At 68.5% G+C, this 16,645-nt stretch carries 15 protein-coding genes; 7 read left to right on the top strand and 8 right to left on the bottom strand.

The annotated features are described in order from the left end of the window. Positions 1 to 71 precede the first annotated feature (71 nt). Both ABGB10_RS01785 and ABGB10_RS01780 read left to right on the top strand, forming a co-directional pair. Entirely contained in the window at positions 72 to 872 is an 801-nt protein-coding gene (locus tag ABGB10_RS01785) for a helix-turn-helix transcriptional regulator (RefSeq protein ID WP_347659232.1), read from the top strand. Next, positions 860 to 1,054 (top strand): DUF397 domain-containing protein, encoded by a 195-nt coding sequence (locus ABGB10_RS01780; RefSeq protein WP_347659040.1) that lies wholly within the window; start codon positions 860 to 862, stop codon positions 1,052 to 1,054. Before ABGB10_RS01785 ends, ABGB10_RS01780 begins: the two co-directional genes overlap by 13 nt. Positions 1,055 to 1,123: 69 nt before the next feature. Here the strand turns inward: ABGB10_RS01780 and ABGB10_RS01775 are convergent, their stop codons facing one another. Beyond that, entirely contained in the window at positions 1,124 to 3,928 is a 2,805-nt protein-coding gene (locus tag ABGB10_RS01775; RefSeq protein ID WP_347659039.1) for a M14 family zinc carboxypeptidase, read from the bottom strand. 168 nt (positions 3,929 to 4,096) lie between these two features. On the opposite strand from ABGB10_RS01775, the gene ABGB10_RS01770 reads away from it, so the two are divergent. Both ABGB10_RS01770 and ABGB10_RS01765 read left to right on the top strand, forming a co-directional pair. After that, on the top strand, positions 4,097 to 4,513 hold the full coding sequence (locus tag ABGB10_RS01770) for a hypothetical protein (RefSeq protein ID WP_347659038.1): 417 nt from the start codon (positions 4,097 to 4,099) through the stop codon (positions 4,511 to 4,513). After that, complete coding sequence (locus ABGB10_RS01765; RefSeq protein WP_347659037.1) at positions 4,510 to 6,429, top strand: caspase family protein; 1,920 nt, start codon at positions 4,510 to 4,512, stop codon at positions 6,427 to 6,429. The genes ABGB10_RS01770 and ABGB10_RS01765 overlap by 4 nt, the downstream gene beginning before the upstream one ends. 64 nt (positions 6,430 to 6,493) lie before the next feature. Here ABGB10_RS01765 and ABGB10_RS01760 read toward each other — a convergent pair whose 3' ends face one another. Then, positions 6,494 to 7,819 carry a glycoside hydrolase family 18 protein gene (locus ABGB10_RS01760; protein WP_347659036.1) on the bottom strand — a complete coding sequence of 442 codons (1,326 nt, stop codon included), beginning with the start codon at positions 7,817 to 7,819 and terminating at the stop codon, positions 6,494 to 6,496. A gap of 146 nt (positions 7,820 to 7,965) precedes the next feature. Between ABGB10_RS01760 and ABGB10_RS01755 the strand changes: the two genes are divergently transcribed. Further along, the gene (locus ABGB10_RS01755) at positions 7,966 to 8,850 is read left to right on the top strand and encodes a bile acid:sodium symporter family protein (protein ID WP_347659035.1); all 885 of its coding nucleotides are present in this window, start codon (positions 7,966 to 7,968) and stop codon (positions 8,848 to 8,850) included. Between the two features lie 70 nt (positions 8,851 to 8,920). Here ABGB10_RS01755 and ABGB10_RS01750 read toward each other — a convergent pair whose 3' ends face one another. After that, on the bottom strand, positions 8,921 to 9,862 hold the full coding sequence (locus ABGB10_RS01750) for an oxidoreductase (RefSeq protein WP_347659034.1): 942 nt from the start codon (positions 9,860 to 9,862) through the stop codon (positions 8,921 to 8,923). A 42-nt stretch (positions 9,863 to 9,904) separates the two neighbouring features. Between ABGB10_RS01750 and ABGB10_RS01745 the strand changes: the two genes are divergently transcribed. Further along, positions 9,905 to 10,405 carry a MerR family transcriptional regulator gene (locus tag ABGB10_RS01745; RefSeq protein ID WP_347659033.1) on the top strand — a complete coding sequence of 167 codons (501 nt, stop codon included), beginning with the start codon at positions 9,905 to 9,907 and terminating at the stop codon, positions 10,403 to 10,405. Between the two features lie 75 nt (positions 10,406 to 10,480). Here ABGB10_RS01745 and ABGB10_RS01740 read toward each other — a convergent pair whose 3' ends face one another. Continuing rightward, a complete protein-coding gene (locus ABGB10_RS01740; RefSeq protein ID WP_347659032.1) occupies positions 10,481 to 10,900 on the bottom strand; it encodes a PPOX class F420-dependent oxidoreductase in 420 nt (139 codons plus the stop codon). Between the two features lie 191 nt (positions 10,901 to 11,091). Between ABGB10_RS01740 and ABGB10_RS01735 the strand changes: the two genes are divergently transcribed. Then, complete coding sequence (locus tag ABGB10_RS01735; protein ID WP_347659031.1) at positions 11,092 to 11,541, top strand: VOC family protein; 450 nt, start codon at positions 11,092 to 11,094, stop codon at positions 11,539 to 11,541. 64 nt (positions 11,542 to 11,605) lie between these two features. Here ABGB10_RS01735 and ABGB10_RS01730 read toward each other — a convergent pair whose 3' ends face one another. Genes ABGB10_RS01730 through ABGB10_RS01715 form a run of 4 tightly spaced genes read right to left on the bottom strand, consistent with a single transcriptional unit; the run spans position 11,606 to position 16,412 of the window. Next, on the bottom strand, positions 11,606 to 12,598 hold the full coding sequence (locus tag ABGB10_RS01730) for a TIGR03842 family LLM class F420-dependent oxidoreductase (RefSeq protein ID WP_347659030.1): 993 nt from the start codon (positions 12,596 to 12,598) through the stop codon (positions 11,606 to 11,608). A gap of 12 nt (positions 12,599 to 12,610) precedes the next feature. After that, positions 12,611 to 14,014, bottom strand: a complete 1,404-nt coding sequence (hydA, locus tag ABGB10_RS01725) for a dihydropyrimidinase (RefSeq protein WP_347659029.1) — start codon at positions 14,012 to 14,014, stop codon at positions 12,611 to 12,613. Continuing rightward, positions 14,011 to 14,853, bottom strand: coding sequence for a nitrilase-related carbon-nitrogen hydrolase (locus ABGB10_RS01720; protein ID WP_347659028.1), 843 nt, complete (start codon positions 14,851 to 14,853; stop codon positions 14,011 to 14,013). Before ABGB10_RS01720 ends, hydA begins: the two co-directional genes overlap by 4 nt. Further along, positions 14,850 to 16,412 (bottom strand): NCS1 family nucleobase:cation symporter-1, encoded by a 1,563-nt coding sequence (locus ABGB10_RS01715; protein WP_347659027.1) that lies wholly within the window; start codon positions 16,410 to 16,412, stop codon positions 14,850 to 14,852. Before ABGB10_RS01715 ends, ABGB10_RS01720 begins: the two co-directional genes overlap by 4 nt. Positions 16,413 to 16,645 lie beyond the last annotated feature (233 nt).

The following is a 16,645-nucleotide window of genomic DNA, read 5'->3' as shown; positions in this document are numbered from 1 at the left end:
TCACGGAATGTGGCCATCAGGTCGGGGTCGGTGGGGAACGGCGCGGAATCGTGCGGAAGGGCGTGGAAGTCGTGGGAATCTCACCCTCTGAATACCTACTTCGCGAGCTGAAAAGACGCCGGACGGCGGCGGGATTGACTCAGGCGCAGCTCGGAGAGCAGGTGTTTTGCTCAGATTCTCAGGTGAGTGCCATCGAGACCGGAACGAAGCAGCCCACGCTGCCCTATCTGGCGGCCGTGGATAAGACACTCGACACCGGTGGATATTTCACGACGCTCTGGAATGAGCTGGTGAAGGGAGACGCTGCGCCGGTCTGGCTGCGCGAGTGGATCGAGACTGAGCGTGAGGCGACTGCGCTGCGCTGGTACGAGCACGCGTTCGTGCCGGGGCTCCTTCAGACCGAGGCGTATGCACGGGCAACCTTCCGGGCCGCACGGGTGCCGGCGTTCGAGCTCGATCAGCGTGTTTCTGCGCGGTTGGAACGGCAAGCGGTTCTCACCCGTGTCCCGGCGCCGCAGCTCTTCGTAGTCCTGGACGAGATGGCGGTTCGACGGGCCTGCGGTGGGCGGGACGTGATGGCCGAGCAGGTCGAATATTTGATGAGCTGCGCGGAGGAACCGCATATTCAGTTGCACGTGGTTCCGATGTCTACTGGCATGTATTCAGGGCTGGCGGGCGCATTCATTCTGGCCGACATGCCCGACGGGTCACGTGTTGGTTATGTGGACAACCAGCTCTCGGCGCAGATCGTAGAGCAGCCCGAGGGTGTTGCTAGCCTGGGACTGTCGTGGGACGCCGTCCGAGGCGAGGCTCTCCCACTCGGGCAAACCCTCGACTTACTGAAGGAAGCAGCAAAGACATGGACATCTTGACGGGTGCACAGTGGCGGAAAGCCTCCCGCTCATCCACCAATGGCGGCGCCTGCGTCGAGGTCGCGGACAACCTGCCCGGCATCGTGGGCGTGCGGGACTCGAAGGACCCCGAGGGGCCGGCGCTGGTCTTCGGGCCGGTGACCTGGCGGGCGTTCGTCACCGAGGTCGCCCGGCGGTCGTAACCGACTCCCGAACGCGCCGAAGCGCCCGCCCCAGCCGAGGGGACGGGCGCTTCGCTGTGCACGGGTCGGTCAGCCCACCACCGACCGCAGCGGCACCTTGGCGGCATTCAGCGCGCGTACCAGATCCCGTGCGAACGGGTGTTCGTCCACCTGGAGTCCCTGCGGGTTCGGGATCACGACGTACGCCGAATCGTCCTTCGCGGACACCCGGGCGTCGGTGGTGAAGCGTTCGACGATGGCCTGCGTGCGCGGCAGGTCGCCGACCGCGACCTGGATGGTGATCGGTCGCCAGCCGCCGCCCAGGTCGGGCGGCACTGGCGCGGCGGCGGCGCTGGCGCGCGCCGCGTCGACGCCGGCCGCGCGCCGGGCGTCCGGAGCCGCGCCCGCCGGGTAGAGCAGCGCGTTGGCCACCAGGTGCAGACCATTTTCGTTGTACGCCCGGAAGAGCGGATTGAACGCGAACAGCACCGCCCGACCGGCTCCGGTCGGTTCGTCCACCACGGCCGCCGTGCCCTTGAGCGTGTCCGCGCCGACGGTGTAGCCGTTGGCCCAGAAGGTGTCACCCGTCGGGTAGCTGAGCACGTTCGTCCCGGTGGTGCTCGGTGTGAGGATCGGGTCGCTGTTGTTGAACTCGAAGTCCTCCGCCGGGCGACCCGACGCCACCGGGCTGGCGGTGTCCACGTCGACCCGCAGGTGCGAGCCGATCACCAGGTAGTCGGCCGGCTTCGTCTTCTCGGTGGTGGAGGTGAGCCCGGCGGCGCGCGCCAACCGGGTGCCCTCGTTGCGCAGCCCCACGTAGGTGTGGCCCTGGGCGATCCATTCCCGCAGGTTGGCCTGGCCGCTGGCGGTCAGACCACCGGTCGGGCTGCTGCCGTCCGGCACCAGCAGCACGGTACGCCCGGTGAACGCGGCGGTGTTGTCGTTGATGTCGGCCGTCGTGACCGGCTTCAGGTCCAGCCCCCACCGCTTGCCGAGCACGTAGCGCGCCTCACCGTGGGAACCCGACGTGGTGGAGATGCCGGTGCCCTGGAAGAGCCCGACGTCGGGCAGGTCGACGCGGGTGCCGGTCGGCCGACCGCCCGGCGTGAGCGTCACCCCGAGCGACGTGGCCAGCTCGTCGACGGTACGGCTCACCCTGGCCGCCGGGATGGCGACCCTGCTGGTCGGGAGGTCACGAACCAGGGGAACACCGCGGCCGAGCAGGGCGAAGGTGAGCTCCGCGGAGGCGGCCGAGTCCAGCGGGTACGTGTACGAGCCCCACGGCCACGCCGGAGCGGTGCGACCACCGGCGACCGTGCGGACCAGCTCGGCGTTCGGCTTGACGGTGTCGCCCGTGTAGATGGCCGAGACACCCATCAGCAGTGGGTTGCTCCAGGACGACACGTCGTAGAAGTACGGGAACGGCACGTACGGGTCCTCGCCCATGACGGCCTGGATCCAGTGCTTCTGCGGCTGGTCCATCGGAATCCAGTACGCCCCCTTGGGCACTGTCACGTTCGTGGCGGTGCGCCCGCCGAAGACCCGAGCGGTGGGCACCCGGGTCGGTTTGCGCACCTCGTACACCTCGACGTCCATCCGGCGCAGCCGCTCGACCAGTTGTCGGACGTCGGCGAGCTGCCGGTCGGGCAGCAGGAAGTACGAGCGGATCGTGACGTCCGGCACCGGGAACTGGACCTCGTTGGTGGGCTGCACCACCTCGTTCGGCTCCAGCGTGCCCGCCCGGCCCTGGGCGAGCGCGTCGGTCCAGATGTCGAAGTAGCCGTCCAGCACCTCGCGCTTGTTCGCGGCGGCCCAGCCCAGCGTCGACCACTGGGTGTGGAACTGCTGCTGGACGCGGTCGGCCACCGCCGAGGCGCTGCCCTTCTCGTACGTCATGCCGGCCGCGCCGAAGCCGGTGGTCGGCACGGTGTCGCCGTAGCCCATGAAGAACATGTCGTACGTGTCGTAGTTGAAGTAGCACTCGGTGGTGACGGTGTCGTCGCAGGCGCCGTTGAAGCCGAAGCCGGCCCTGTTGGCCTCGCCGATCCGGTTGATCCAGTCCACCGCCTCGCCGGCGATCTCGTGGTGGATCGGGTCGGCGTTGGGTGGGAAGAAGTACTGCCGGCCGCCCATCTCGTGCGCGTCGACGAAGACCTGCGGTGGGTAGCGGCGCAGCAGTTCGAGCTTGCCGTCGGTCTCCTGCTGGGTGCGGGCGAACCAGTCCCGGTTCATGTCGAAGCCGAACTCGTTCTGCCGCCGCGTCGCGTCGCGGCCGTCCGGGTTCTGGGTGGGGACGATGATGGTGACCAGGTTGTCGTTGCGCCGGGCGACCTCGCAGGACAGGCCCGCGGCCAACTCGTACAGCGTCTTGAGCGCCGCGTCGGTCCCGCTCTTCTCGCCGCCGTGCACGTTCGCGGTGACCCAGACGATGGCCGGGCTGTCCTTCGCCGTACGGGCGGCCGTCCGCGCGCTGGTCCGGCGCGGGTCGCGCAGGTCCCGTACGTCGTCGGCGATCTTTCGCAGGGCGGCGGGCCGCACGTTGCGCTCGTTGGACACCACCGCGTACGGCAGCGGCTGGCCGAGCACGCTGGTGGCCATCACCCCGGTGACGACCCGGTTGGAGGCGCTGTCGACGGCCCCGAGGTAGGTCCGGACCTCGTCGTTGGTGACGACCCGCTCCTGCCCCGCGCCGAGGGGGAAGCCGAGCACGGCCTGCGGGCTCGGCACGGTGGTCAACCGGGCGCCCGGATCGCTGCTGCAGGGGGTGGGCCGGGCGGCGGTCGCGGCGGACGTGCCGCTGAGCAGGGGAGTCATGCCGAGTAGGAGTGCGATGGTGGCGGCACCCGCCAGCCGTTTCGGAGGAACCATCCAGAACGGACGCGTCGATGGGGGCATGTCTCGGGTTCCCTTCTCGGGAAAAGCCTCGCAGTGGCCGGAGCCTATGAACCGGCCGACACGACGGTCAAGGGCTGATCGACTTCGGTGACTCTGTGGGCTGCCCGAAGGCGACACCGGCTGGCAGGATGAGGGAGTGGGGTTTGCCTTCGCCGGAAGGAGAAGACGGTGCCCGCGTCTCAGGAGACGATCACGCTCTCGGTCGACCCGGATCTGCCCTCCGCCGATGCTCGGCGATCCCTCGCGTCCTGGCTGCGTGCCGAGGATCGGCTCCGCGGGCACGTGACCGCCGGGCCCGCGCCCGGTTCGACGGCTCGGCCCGACGAGATGTCGGCCGGGGCCACCGACGTGCTGCTGGTGGCGGTCGGCAGTGGCGGCGCGGTGATGGTGCTGGTGCAGTCGATCGCCGGCTGGCTGACCCACCGTCGCGAGGACGTGACGGTGAAGCTGACCCTTCCTGACGGGTCGTCGGCCGAGTTGGACGTCCGTCGGGCCCGGGACATGGACCAGGTCACCGCGCTCATCGGAGCTGCCGTCCGCGCGCTGACCGAGCACGAACCGTCTGTCGAGACGAACGACAGGTGAGCCGCCCCGACCCGACCAGGTCGACCGCGCTGCTGATCGGCACTGCCACGCACAGTCAACAGGCACTTGACGATCTGCCGGCCGTGCGGGCGAACGTGACCGAGCTGGCCCGGCTGGTCACCACCGGGCCGGTCGACCTGGTCGCCGTGGACCGCTGCACGCAGCTCCTCGATCTTTCGCACCCGGGCGAGGCCGGCGTGACCATCGCCGAACGCTGCGGCGAGGCGGAGGACCTGCTGTTGGTCTACTACGCCGGCCATGGGCTCCTGGACGACAACGGGGAGTTGTTCCTCGCGCTGTCGGGCACGAACCCCCGACCGGACTGGCTGAAGTACACGGCCATCCCGTTCAGCTGGATCCGGGACGCCATGCGGGACAGCCCCGCGCGTACCCGGGTGTTGATCCTCGACTGCTGCTTCGCGGGCCGCGCGCTCAACACCATGTCCGCCGCCGACGTCGAGAACGGGTTGGCCGACCGTAGCGAGATCCAGGGGACGTTCACCCTGACCGCCACCTCCGACAACGTCGCCGCGATCGCCCCGGTCGGCGCGGAGCACACCGCGTTCACCGGCGAGCTGCTGAGCCTGCTCCGGCACGGACCACCGGTGCGCGACGGCCATCCCGACGGGGAAGACCTCACCCTGAGCGCCGTGTACCGGCACCTGGCGGTGACCCTGCCCAGCCAGGGCCTGCCCCGTCCGCGTCAACGCAACACCGACCTTGCGGCCGACCTGGTGTTACGTCCGGGGCCCGGCGCTCCACCGGCGGCCGAGGACCAACCCTCGGGTGAGACGCCCGCCGTTGCTCCGGCCAGCAATCTGCCCGCACTGACCGTGGCCCGGCCGGTGCTCGACACACTTCGCCGACCGCAGCGGCTGTTCCACCCACTGCACCGGGAACTCCTGCGGGTGCAACGGCGACGGCTCGCGGTGTCCGTTGGCATCGCTGCCCTCTACACCGTGTTCCTGTTGGCGCGGCTCGTTGTTCCCGAGGTGACGTCGAGCCGGGGTGGCTGGCCGGGCCCGGGGGTGTTCCTCACGATCCTCGACATCGCCGCCGCGGCTGTCGGTACCGCCCTGGCACTCACCGCCGCTCGCGACGCGCGAGAAGGGTTCCCGGGGGACGCAAGGATCAAGTGGGGCCTGGCCATCGTGATCTGGGGTGTGGTCGCCGTGCTCCTGATGGTGACGGTGGCCATGCGAGTCGTGGTGCCGCTGCTCGGTGACTACTCGCACTTCGTCGTTCCCTTCGGCTCCTGCGTGTTTGCCCTGGCGTTGTGGTGGTTCGGGGGCCAGAAACCGAGGGACGAGAGTGGCGTGCTGCGGATGTGGTGGCGCACCCCGTTCGTGGTCGCCGTCGTCTTCGGTGCGATGACCGCGCTCTACGCCACCCCGGACCCGGTGCTGGGGGAGACCCGGTTCATCAGTTTGCTCGAGTCCCACGCTCTCGGCGAGGTGTGGACGCTTGCCGGCTTTCTCACCATCGGCTTCCTGCTCGTCGTCCAGTTCCAGGACGTTCTGACCGGCCATCTGGCGCTCTCGAAGAGACCGCTCGTCGTCTCCCTCTCCAAGCAGGGCATCGGCATTCAGACCAGAGCGCACAACAGGTTCATCGCCTGGCACCACCTGGACCGGATCTTCGTCGCCGGCAACGTCCTCGTCATCGCCTTCAAACGGGACTATCCCGAGGTGGAGAAGCCGCGCGAGTTCACCTACTCGGCAGAGCTGGGCGGTTTTCCAGTGGCCGACCTCCGGCACTTCCCGCACAGCCGGGCGGAGATCCTGCACGCCCTCTCGCACTTCGCGGGCGGCACCCTGCACGGGGTCACCCCGCCCGGCCCGGAGGAGGATCGGCTGCCCACGCGACCGGACGGAAGGCCGGCCCTGCGGTACAGCGATCGTTGGAGCACCCAGTGAGGTGAAGCCGGCCCACCGCCGACCGAACGATCGGTCGACGGCGGGCCGGGTCGGAGGTCGACGGCTACCAGGTGGTCAGGCCGAGGCCGATCGTCTTGGTCAGCGTGGCGTTGTCGTCGTCGCCGTCGAGCGACCAGATCATGGCGCCGGCCAGACCGGCCCGTCGGATGTAGAGCGTCTTCTGCAACACGACAGCCGGATCGTCGTACGTCCACAACGTCGTACCGTCGAACAGCCAGGCGTGCCCGGCGCGCAGGTCGCGGTGCACGGTGTAGCCGTTACCGGCCAGGGTCTTGAGCTTCTTGTAGTCCTCGTACCCGGCCTCGAAGGTGGCCGGCGCGGGCCCGGTGGCCGGCTGGAACAGGCCGTTGCCGCCGCCGGTGATGCCGGTCCAGCCGCGACCGTAGTACGGGATGCCGAGCACCAGCTTGTCGCGCGGCGCGCCACGGTCGATCCACCCGTCGATGGCCACCTCGACGGAGAAGTCCGGGTTGTCCGGGGCGCCCGCCGGGACGCGGAGCGCCGACTGCTGGTTGGCCTTCGCGTCCCAGCCGCCGTGGAAGTCGTACCCCTGCACGGTGGCGAAGTCCAGGTACTTGAAGATCTTGCGACCCTCGTAGCCGGCGTCCATGGTGGCCGGGCTGGCCGGCAGGAACGCGGTCAGCGGGTGGTGCGCGCGGGTCGTGCGCCCGTACGCGTCGAGCTGCCGGCGGAACTCGGCGAGCAGCTTGGTGAAGTTCTCCCGGTCCTCCGGGCGGATGACGTTGCCGGGCTCACCCTCCCAGTTGGGCCACTCCCAGTCGAGGTCGATGCCGTCGAAGACGCCGGCCCCGGCACCCGGGCTGCCGGGGAGATCGCCCTTCAGGTAGAGGTCGATGCAGGAGGCGACGAACGCCTTGCGGGAGGCGTCGGTGCGGGCGGCGTTCGAGAAGTACGTCGACCAGCTCCAGCCGCCGAGCGAGATCAGAACCTGGAGATCGGGGTGCTTGGCCTTCAGCTTGGCGAGCTGGTTGAAGTTGCCGTTGAGCGCCTGGCCCGGGGCGTCGGCGACGCCGTCCACGCTCTCCTCGGCGGGCACGGGTCGCTGGTAGTCGGCCCAGGCGTCGCCCTCGCCCGGCCCACCGTCGACGTAGCAGCGGCCGTCCTCGCTGACGTTGCCGAAGGCGTAGTTGAGGTGGGTGAGGCGGCTCGCCGCCCCGGAGGTGTCGAGCTTCTTCACCGGGAACGCCCGGCCGTAGATGCCCCACTGGGTGAAGTAACCGACCCGGTGGTAGCCGGTGCGGCGCTGCTGTTTGTCGCCCGCGCTGGCGGCGGTGGGCGGGGCGGCGGTGATCAGCAGGGTCGCCAGGGTGACGACGGCGGTGAGACGGCGGTGACGGAATGGTCGCATCGGCACACTCCCACGAGACATCAAGCAGAATTAGTTAAGAGACTTATCTGATCGATGAAGTTAAGCCGGTCACCGTCCACGGTCAAGAGCCGTCCAGCCACATGGGGGATTGTGACGGCGTTACCCGGTGGTAACGATGTTGTGCCATGGACTCCGCCTTGACTTTGATCGGACTGCCCATCGCCCTCGGCGTCATCATGCTCGGTCTGGGTCTCGGACTGACCATCGCGGACTTCCGCCGGGTGGCCCAGCACCCGCGGGCCGCCGTCATCGCCCTGGTGTGTCAGGTGCTGGTGCTGCCGGCGATCTGCTTCTGCCTCGTCCTCGCCTTCGACCTGGCACCGGAACTGGCCGTCGGCATGATGCTGCTGGCCGCATCACCGGGCGGCACCACGGCCAACCTCTACAGTCACCTCTTCGGTGGGCACGTCGCCCTGAACATCACCCTGACCGCGATCAACTCGGTGCTCGCCGTGTTCACCCTGCCGATCCTGGTCAACCTGTCGGCGGCGTACTTCCTGCCCGACGGACGGAGCCTCGGGCTGCAGTTCGACAAGGTGCTCCAGGTCTTCGCCATCGTGCTCGTCCCGGTCGCGATCGGCATGCTGATCCGCGCCCGGGCGCCACACGTCGCCGAGCGCCTGAACCGCCCGGTCCGGATCCTCTCCGTCGTCGTGCTCGTCGCCGTCATCGCCGGCGCGGTGCTCGGTGAACGGGAGAACATCGCCGACTACTTCGTCGCGGTGGGCCTGGCGGTGCTCGCGTTCAACCTGCTGAGCCTCGCCATCGGGTACGGGGTGCCGCGACTCGCCGGAGTCGACCGGAGCGCCGCGACGGCTGCCGGATTCGAGATCGGCATCCACAACAGCACCCTGGCCATCACGATCGCGCTCAGCCCGGCGCTGCTCGACAGCACCCAGATGGCGATCCCGGGAGCCGTCTACGGCATCGTCATGTTCTTCACCGCGGCGGCCTTCGGCTACCTGGTGACCCGGGTCGGCGCCCGGTCCACCGCGACGTCGACGCCCTGACGGGCGTGGTGCTGGCCCGGTCAGCCGTACGGCTGACCGGGCCAGCTGTCCGACTCTCGTGGCGCGGCCGTCAGCGTGGCGCACCGGGCCACCGAACACCGGTGATCTCCTCCGAGCGCTCCCAGAGCCGACGTCCGAGTGTTCGGTCCTGTGCCTCTGACGACAACGTCGCGAGGTGCGGGTAGCCGGATCGCCCACCCTTGCCATCCGGGCCGACGTAGGCCGCGGGCGCCAGCTCGGTCTCGGTTGCCGCGAAGAGCTGAGGGAGTGCCCCCATCTCCACGCCCTGGGCGAAGAGCCTGCCGGAGACGCGCATGGCGACGCCCATCAGTCCGGTTCCCTTCCGCTGCATGGGTGTGTTGCTGTAGCCCGGGTGGGCGAGGACGCTCGTGATCGGCCTCGGCGACGTCTGCTCACGTCGAGCGAGTTCCACTCCGAAGACGGCGTTCGCCAGCTTGGAGGCCGAATAGGCGGCCAGTGGCGCGTACTTCCGCCGTCGCCAACCGATGTCGTCCAGATCGAGAACGCCCTTCGCGTGCAGGTAGGACGTCACCGTGACGACTCGGGGCGCGGTCGACCGACGCAACGCCGGTTCGAGCAACGCGGTCAGCGCGAAGTGGCCGAGATGATTGGCCATCAGGTGATGTTCGGCACCCTGCGGAGTGACGGAGTGACCGACCGCCGAAATCCCCGCGTTGTTGATCAGAACGTCGACGGCTGCCTCCTGCCCGATCTGCTCGGCGGCCCGACGGATCGAGTCGAGGTCCAGTAGGTCGACCTGGTGTACCTCGACCTGCGCGCCGGGATTGGCCCGTCGCAGCGACGACGCGACCGTCTCGCCACGGGTGACGTCGCGCACTGCCAGCAGCACCCGCCCTCCATGTGCGGCCAACTCTCGTGCGGTGACCAGACCGAGGCCGCTGGTGGCCCCGGTGACCACGAAGGTGCGCCCCTTCTGGCTGGCCATACGGTCGGTGGTCCACCCGGGCGCGGCGGACGTACTGCGGTTCATCGTGGGACCTGTCATGGAAACGTCGTCACCCTCGTCCTCGTCGTGACGTGGACCGGCCTGAGCGGGCCGGCCGCGAACTGGGAAACGGTAAACCTTGCCACTAATGTGAAGGTCAAGCGGAAACGAGACCCGTCGTTTCCGATCACCCACAGGACTGGGGGCGTCGGTGAAGATCGGAGACCTGGCAGCGCGGACGGGGTCGCACCGCGGCTACTGCGCTACTACGAAGAGGTCGGCATCCTGCACCCGTTCCGATCCAGCAACGGCTATCGGACGTACGGGGAGCCGGCCGTCGATCGCGTGCTGCAGATCCGCGAGCTTCTCGAAGCGGGCCTGACGACAGAGATGATCCGCGAGGTCCTGCCGTGCCTGGGGCCCGAGGCACAGCGGCCGGATCCCGGCCAGTGCCCGGCCCCCAAGGACCTGGACGGGCTGCGACGCCAGCTCGTCAGCATCGAGCGGCGCATCGACGTGTTGCAGCGCAACCGTCGGGCGATCAAGGACTACCTGCGGGCCTGGGCGGAGGCTGGGGTCACGACGTGACGCCCCCGGGCCGAATGCGGCCCGGGGTGCGTCGCGGCGGAGGTGGCAGTTGGCGGTTCCGCTGGTCGACCTCCGTCAGCCGACCTGGTCGTTGTCCTTGAGCGAGCCCCAGCCGTGCCAGCGGTCGATCTCGATGAGGGCACTGACCCGACCACGATCACGCCGGGGATACGCGTTGCCTGTGTAGTGCCGGGACAACCGGTCGATGTCGGTGAAGTCCGCGTCGGGGCGCAGCTCGGCGACGTGCCCGATGATGCTGACGTGGGTGTACCAGCCGGCCTCGTCGAGCACGGTGAGCGACACCCGCGGGTCGTTGCGGACGTGCTCCAGCCGGCGGCGGCTCTCGTCCATGTTCACCAGGATCCGACCGTCCTCCCACAGGTACCAGGTGGCGGCGGACACCGGCTGACCACCGTTGCGAAGGGTGGTCATGACCGCCGGGTTCGGCTTCTGCAGCATGGCGACCGCGGCCTCGGGGAGCGGTGGCTTGGACATGAAGTCTCCTCTTCGCGTCAGGGGGTTACCCCTGCACGTTACGCAGGTGCCCGCCCGATCGCCGGTGGATGAGGATCGTGGCGGGACAGTGGGGCGGCCGTCGTCGGCCCGGCTGGGGTGAGCAGCGGTCGAGCGGGTGTGCCTGCGGCGCATCCGGGTACCCCGCGACGATTGGACGCGGGGGAGGCGTGATGGCGAGCGAGGCGCCCGACTACTTCCGGCCGGAGGCTGGGCTGGTGCTCACGCACCTGCTGATCGTGCGGGATGTGGACCGTTCACGGGAGTTCTACCAGCGGGTGATGGGGGCGACGGTGGTGCGGGAACGCCAGCCGGCGATCCTGCAGTTCCACAACAGCTACATCGTGATCAACGACGAGGGTGGTCCGACCGATGACAAGCCGGGCGTGCAGGCGCAGGCGCCGCCGGATTCGCGGACGCTCAGCAGCGCGATGAACGTCCGGGTCACCGACGTCCGGGCGGTCTACGAGCAGTGGCGGTCACGGGGTGGGGAGTTCCTGACCGAGCCGAAGGACCATGGCGTCGAGATCCGGTGCTACCTGCGTGATCCGGACGGCTACCTGATCGAGCTCGGTCAGGGGACCGGAATCCTCACCGAAATGGGTCGGGCAGCCACTGCCTGAGCCTGACGGCAGGCACCGTCGCACCCGGGTACGAGATCGACTCGGCACCCGTCGGTGCTCCGGATCAGACCTGCGTGATGACGTTCTTGCCGTACGAGGAGAGGGTCTTCTCCTTGTCGTCATGCATGAGGTAGAGGGCGAAGTTGTGCACCCCGATCTCCTTGAGCTCCTGCAGTCGGTCGACATGGGCTGACTCGGGGCCGACGAGGCAGAACCGGTCGACGATCTCATCGGGCACGAAGTCGGTGGACGGATTGCCGGCGCGGCCGTGGTGTGCGTAGTCGTAGCCCTCGCGCCCCTCGATGTAGTCGGTGAGCGCCTTCGGCACGACCCCGGAATCACCGTAGCGGGCGAGCAGGTCGGCCACGTGGTTGCCGACCATGCCGCCGAACCAGCGCAGCTGATCCCGTTGGTGCGCGAGATTGGTGCCGACGTAAGCCGGCGCGGCCACGCACATCGTGATCGAGTCGGGATCTCGACCTGCCGCGGTGGCCGCATCGCGTACCGAGCCGATCGTCCAGCGGGCGATGTCGGGATCGGCCGTCTGCAGGATGAAGCCGTCGGCCTGCTCACCGACCAGCCGCAGCGCTTTCGGGCCGTAGGCGGCCATCCAGATCTCCAGCCTGCCGTCACGCACCCACGGGATACGCACCGGCGTGCCGTGGTGTTCGACCTCGTTGCCTTCGGCCAGCTCCTTGATCACGTGCATCGCTTCTTTCAGCGTGGCCAGGCTCGCCGGCGGCTGGCCGATGACCCGCCGGGCCGAGTCGCCGCGGCCGATTCCGCACACCGTGCGGTTGCCGAACATGTCGTTGAGCGTGGCGAAGAGCGACGCGGTGACCGACCAGTCGCGGGTGCTCGGGTTGGTCACCATCGGCCCGACGATGAGGTGCTTGGTTGCGGCGAGGACCTGCGAGTAGATGACGAACGGCTCCTGCCACAGCACGCAGGAGTCGAATGTCCACCCGTAGCGGAACCCGTTGTCCTCGGCGGCGGTGAGGCCGGCAACGACGTCGCGTGCCGGCGGGTCGGTCTGGAGTACGACACCGAAGTCCATCGCTTCTCCTCTTCACACCAGGTACTGACTGAGATCGCGCTTCAGGAACCTGCCGTGCCCGGCCGCGCCGTGGAAGGCGTTGTCGTCGACCACGACCCGACCACGGGACAGCACGGTGCAGACCTTTCCGGTCAGCTCCATGCCCTCGTACGCGGAGTAGTCCACGTTCATGTGGTGGGTGCTGGCCGAGATGGTCTGCTGGGCCGTGGGGTCGTACACCGTGATGTCCGCGTCGGCGCCCGGCGCGATGACGCCCTTACGCGGGTAGAGGCCGAACATCCGGGCGGGCGTGGTCGAGCTGATCTCCACCCAGCGCGCCAGGGTGATCTCGCCTTTCACGACGCCCTGATAGAGCAGGTCCATCCGGTGCTCGACGCCCGGCATCCCGTTCGGGATCTTGGAGAAGTCTCCCCGGCCCAGTTCCTTCTGGTCCTTGAAGCAGAAGGGGCAGTGGTCGGTGGACACCAGCGACAGGTCGTTGGTGCGCAGGCCCCGCCACAGTTCCGCCTGGTGCTCCCTGGGGCGCAACGGGGGAGAGGCGACGTACTTCGCGCCCTCGAAGTCGGGCTTGGCCAGATCCTCCAGCGACAGGAACAGGTACTGCGGGCAGGTCTCGGCGAACACGTTCTGCCCGGTGTCGCGGGCCTGGGTGACCGCGTCCAGGGCGTGCGCGGCGGAGAGGTGCACGATGTACAGCGGCGCGCCGGTGACCTTGGCCAGCGCGATCGCCCGCGAGGTCGCCTCGCCCTCCAGCTCGGGCGGCCGGGTCAGGCCGTGCTGCACCGGGTCGGTCTGACCGTTGGCCAGCGCCTGGAGGACGAGCTGGTCGATGGCGATGCCGTTCTCCGCGTGCATCATGATCATCGACCCGGTGTTCCGGGCCTTCTGCATCGCCCGCAGGATCTCCCCGTCGGTGGCGTAGAAGACGCCCGGATAGGCCATGAACATCTTGAACGTGTTGACGCCCGCGTCGATGCAGGCCTCCATCTCCTTCAGAGACGTGTCGTTGACGTCCGAGATGATCATGTGGAACCCGTAGTCGATCGCGCACTTGCCGTCGGCCTTGCTGTGCCACTTGTCCAGCGCGGACAGCACCGACGTGCCCTTGCCCTGCACGGCGAAGTCGACGATGGTCGTCGTGCCGCCCCAGGCTGCCGCGACTGTCCCGGTCTCGAAATCGTCCGCCGAGAACGTGCCACCGAACGGCATCTCCATGTGGGTGTGGCCGTCGATACCGCCCGGCACCACGTACTTCCCGGCGGCGTCGATCACGCGCTCGGCACCGGACGCCCACTGCTGCGCCAGACCCGAGTCGGGCGCGGCGAGCGCAGCGATCCGCTCGCCCTCGACCAGCACGTCCGCCGGGTACGCCCCGGTGGCGTTGACGACTGTTCCGTTGCGGATGACGATGCTCACGGCGTCACCAGCGCTTCGTACGTGTCGGGACGGCGGTCGCGGTAGAAGGCCCACAGGTCACGGACCTCGGCCAGCTTGTCCATGTCCAGGTCGCGGACGACGACCTCCTCCTCGGTGTCCGACGCCGCCTCGCCGACCAGTTGCCCGCGCGGGTCCACGAAGTACGACTGGCCGTAGAAGTCGTTGTCGCCCAACGGTTCCACGCCGACCCGGTTGATCGCGCCGACGTAGTACTCGTTGGCGACCGCCGCCGCGGGCTGCTCCAGCCGCCACAGGTACTCCGACAGGCCGCGGCTGGTCGCCGACGGGTTGAACACGATCTTCGCGCCGGCCAGGCCGAGCGCCCGCCAGCCCTCGGGGAAGTGCCGCTCGTAGCAGATGTAGACGCCGATGCGTCCCACGGCGGTGTCGAACACCGGATAGCCGAGGTTCCCCGGCCGGAAGTAGAACTTCTCCCAGAACCCCTTCACCTGCGGAATGTGGTTCTTGCGATGCTTGCCGAGGTAGGTGCCGTCGGCGTCGATCACCGCTGCGGTGTTGTAGTAGACACCGGGCTGCTCCTGCTCGTACATCGGCACGATCAGCACCACGCCGTACTGCTCGGCGACCTCGCGCATGAGCGCGGTCGTCGGCCCGTCCGGGATGGCCTCGGTGTACGAGTAGTAGTCAGCGTCCTGGATCTGGCAGAAGTACGGGCCGTAGAACAACTCCTGCAGGCAGACCACCTGTGCGCCCTGCGAGGCAGCGCTGCGGATGGCCTCGACCGCTCCTGCGATCATCGACTCCTTGTCGCCGGTCCACTTCTGCTGCACCAGCCCGGCTCGGATGATGTTGCTCATTGCTTCCCCTTCCCGTGCGTGTGCGCGGTGCGCGGCATCGACAACGCCAGGTAGACGAGGAACCCGGCGACCAGACCGACCACCCAGCTGTAGTCGTAGAGCGGCTTGAGGAACGGAATGAGCCCGTCGGACGGGAACGGCCCCGTGCCGGGTGCGGAGTAGGCGCCACCCACCGCGAGGACCGCGCCGACGACGGTGGCGACGACGGCGGGCCAGTTCCATCCGCCGGAGAACCAGTACCTGCCCTCAGGGCGGTAGAGGGCCGGCAGTTGGAGCCTGGTGCGGTGTCGGATCCAGTACCCGGCGATGAGTACGCCGGCGACCGCGCCGAGCAGGCCGCCGTAGAACCCGAGCCAGACGAAGATGTAGATATTGGGGTCCTGCACCAGGCGCCACGGCTGGATCAGGATGCCGAGCACGCCGGTGATCAGGCCGCCGGTCCGGAAGTTCACCAGTCGGGGTGCGGCGTTGGAGAAGTCGTACGCCGGGCTGACCGTGTTCGCCGCGACGTTCACCGACAGCGTGGCGACCACGACGGTGAACAGGCCGAGTGCGACGACCAGCGGGTTCTCGAACTTGGCCGCGAGCTGGATGGGGTCCCAGATCGCCTCACCGTAGATCACGGCCGTCCCCGAGGTGATCATGATCGACAGGATGGCGAAGAACGACATCGTGGTCGGCAGGCCGAGGATCTGGCCGTACGCCTGCTGCCGCTGACTGCCGCCGAACCGGGTGAAGTCGGGGATGTTCAGCGACAGCGTCGCCCAGAAGGCGATCATCCCCATCAATGACGGCGCGAACAGCTTCCAGAAGTCGGCGCCCCAACCCACCTTCGACGGCTCGGACAGGATCGGGCCGAGCCCGCCCGCCTCGACCAGCACCCAGATCAGCAGGGCGACGGCGACCACGATGACGAACGGTGCGGCCCAGTTCTCGAAGCGCCGCAGGGTGTCCATGCCCCGCCAGATGATCGCCATCTCGATCGCCCAGAACAGGAAGAAGGAGGCCCACAGCGTCCACGGGTAGTCCATCACCGTCGCCGCATCGACCCACCAGGAGCCGAGCAGCTTACCGGCGATCGCGTAGATCGCCTCGCCGCCGATCCAGGTCTGGATGCCGAACCAGCCGCACGCGATGAACGCGCGGAGCAGGGCCGGAAGGTTCGCGCCGCGGACTCCGTAGAACGCGCGGGCGAACACCGGGAAGGGGATGCCGTACTTCGTGCCCGCGTGGCTGTTCAACAGCATCGGGATCAGGACGAGCAGATTGCCCAGCGTGATCGTGAGGAACGCCTGCACCCAGTTCATGCCGAGCTGGATGAGCCCGGCGGCGAGCAGGTAGGTGGGGATGTTGTGCGCCATGCCGATCCACAGCGCCGCGAAGTTGTACGTGGTCCAGGTGCGCTTCTCGATCGGCACCGGGGCGAGTTCTTCGTTGAAGTAGCGGCTGTCAGCGATCGTCGAGAAGTCACGCAACTCGACTCGGCCATCCGGATGGGTGATCTGTGTGCCCGGCTCGACCGCGGTGGTCTCGGCGGGGGGCAGGGGTTCAACGGCCATCGGTCACCTCCCTGTCACGCTGCCGCAACAGTGGCCGTCCAACCGGCGCGTGCTGCGGGTGGGGGCGGATCAGCACGATCTTTATCTCGGAATGGTGGGTGTGCCGGACCCGCTACGGGCAGCGGCAAAGTGTCCACGCTTGCCATGATCGGGGCACACTCTGTCCACAAGCATGCCCGCGCGGAGCTGTCAATCGCCTCGGTGGATGGATTCGGGCCTTCTGCCCTTGACCC

This window comes from Micromonospora sp. B9E7, assembly GCF_039871815.1.
Taxonomy (GTDB): domain Bacteria; phylum Actinomycetota; class Actinomycetes; order Mycobacteriales; family Micromonosporaceae; genus Micromonospora.
This window is presented reverse-complemented; position numbering and strand designations above follow the sequence as displayed.

Excerpts from the sequence above, each read along its gene's own strand:
- ABGB10_RS01740 (WP_347659032.1), bottom strand. The coding sequence starts at position 10,900 with ATGTCCAAGCCACCGCTCCCCGAGGCCGCGGTCGCCATGCTGCAGAAG.
- ABGB10_RS01720 (WP_347659028.1), bottom strand. The coding sequence starts at position 14,853 with ATGAGCAACATCATCCGAGCCGGGCTGGTGCAGCAGAAGTGGACCGGC.
- ABGB10_RS01775 (WP_347659039.1), bottom strand. The coding sequence starts at position 3,928 with ATGCCCCCATCGACGCGTCCGTTCTGGATGGTTCCTCCGAAACGGCTG.
- ABGB10_RS01735 (WP_347659031.1), top strand. The coding sequence starts at position 11,092 with ATGGCGAGCGAGGCGCCCGACTACTTCCGGCCGGAGGCTGGGCTGGTG.
- ABGB10_RS01730 (WP_347659030.1), bottom strand. The coding sequence starts at position 12,598 with ATGGACTTCGGTGTCGTACTCCAGACCGACCCGCCGGCACGCGACGTC.
- ABGB10_RS01715 (WP_347659027.1), bottom strand. The coding sequence starts at position 16,412 with ATGGCCGTTGAACCCCTGCCCCCCGCCGAGACCACCGCGGTCGAGCCG.
- ABGB10_RS01760 (WP_347659036.1), bottom strand. The coding sequence starts at position 7,819 with ATGCGACCATTCCGTCACCGCCGTCTCACCGCCGTCGTCACCCTGGCG.
- ABGB10_RS01780 (WP_347659040.1), top strand. The coding sequence starts at position 860 with ATGGACATCTTGACGGGTGCACAGTGGCGGAAAGCCTCCCGCTCATCC.
- ABGB10_RS01755 (WP_347659035.1), top strand. The coding sequence starts at position 7,966 with ATGGACTCCGCCTTGACTTTGATCGGACTGCCCATCGCCCTCGGCGTC.
- ABGB10_RS01750 (WP_347659034.1), bottom strand. The coding sequence starts at position 9,862 with ATGAACCGCAGTACGTCCGCCGCGCCCGGGTGGACCACCGACCGTATG.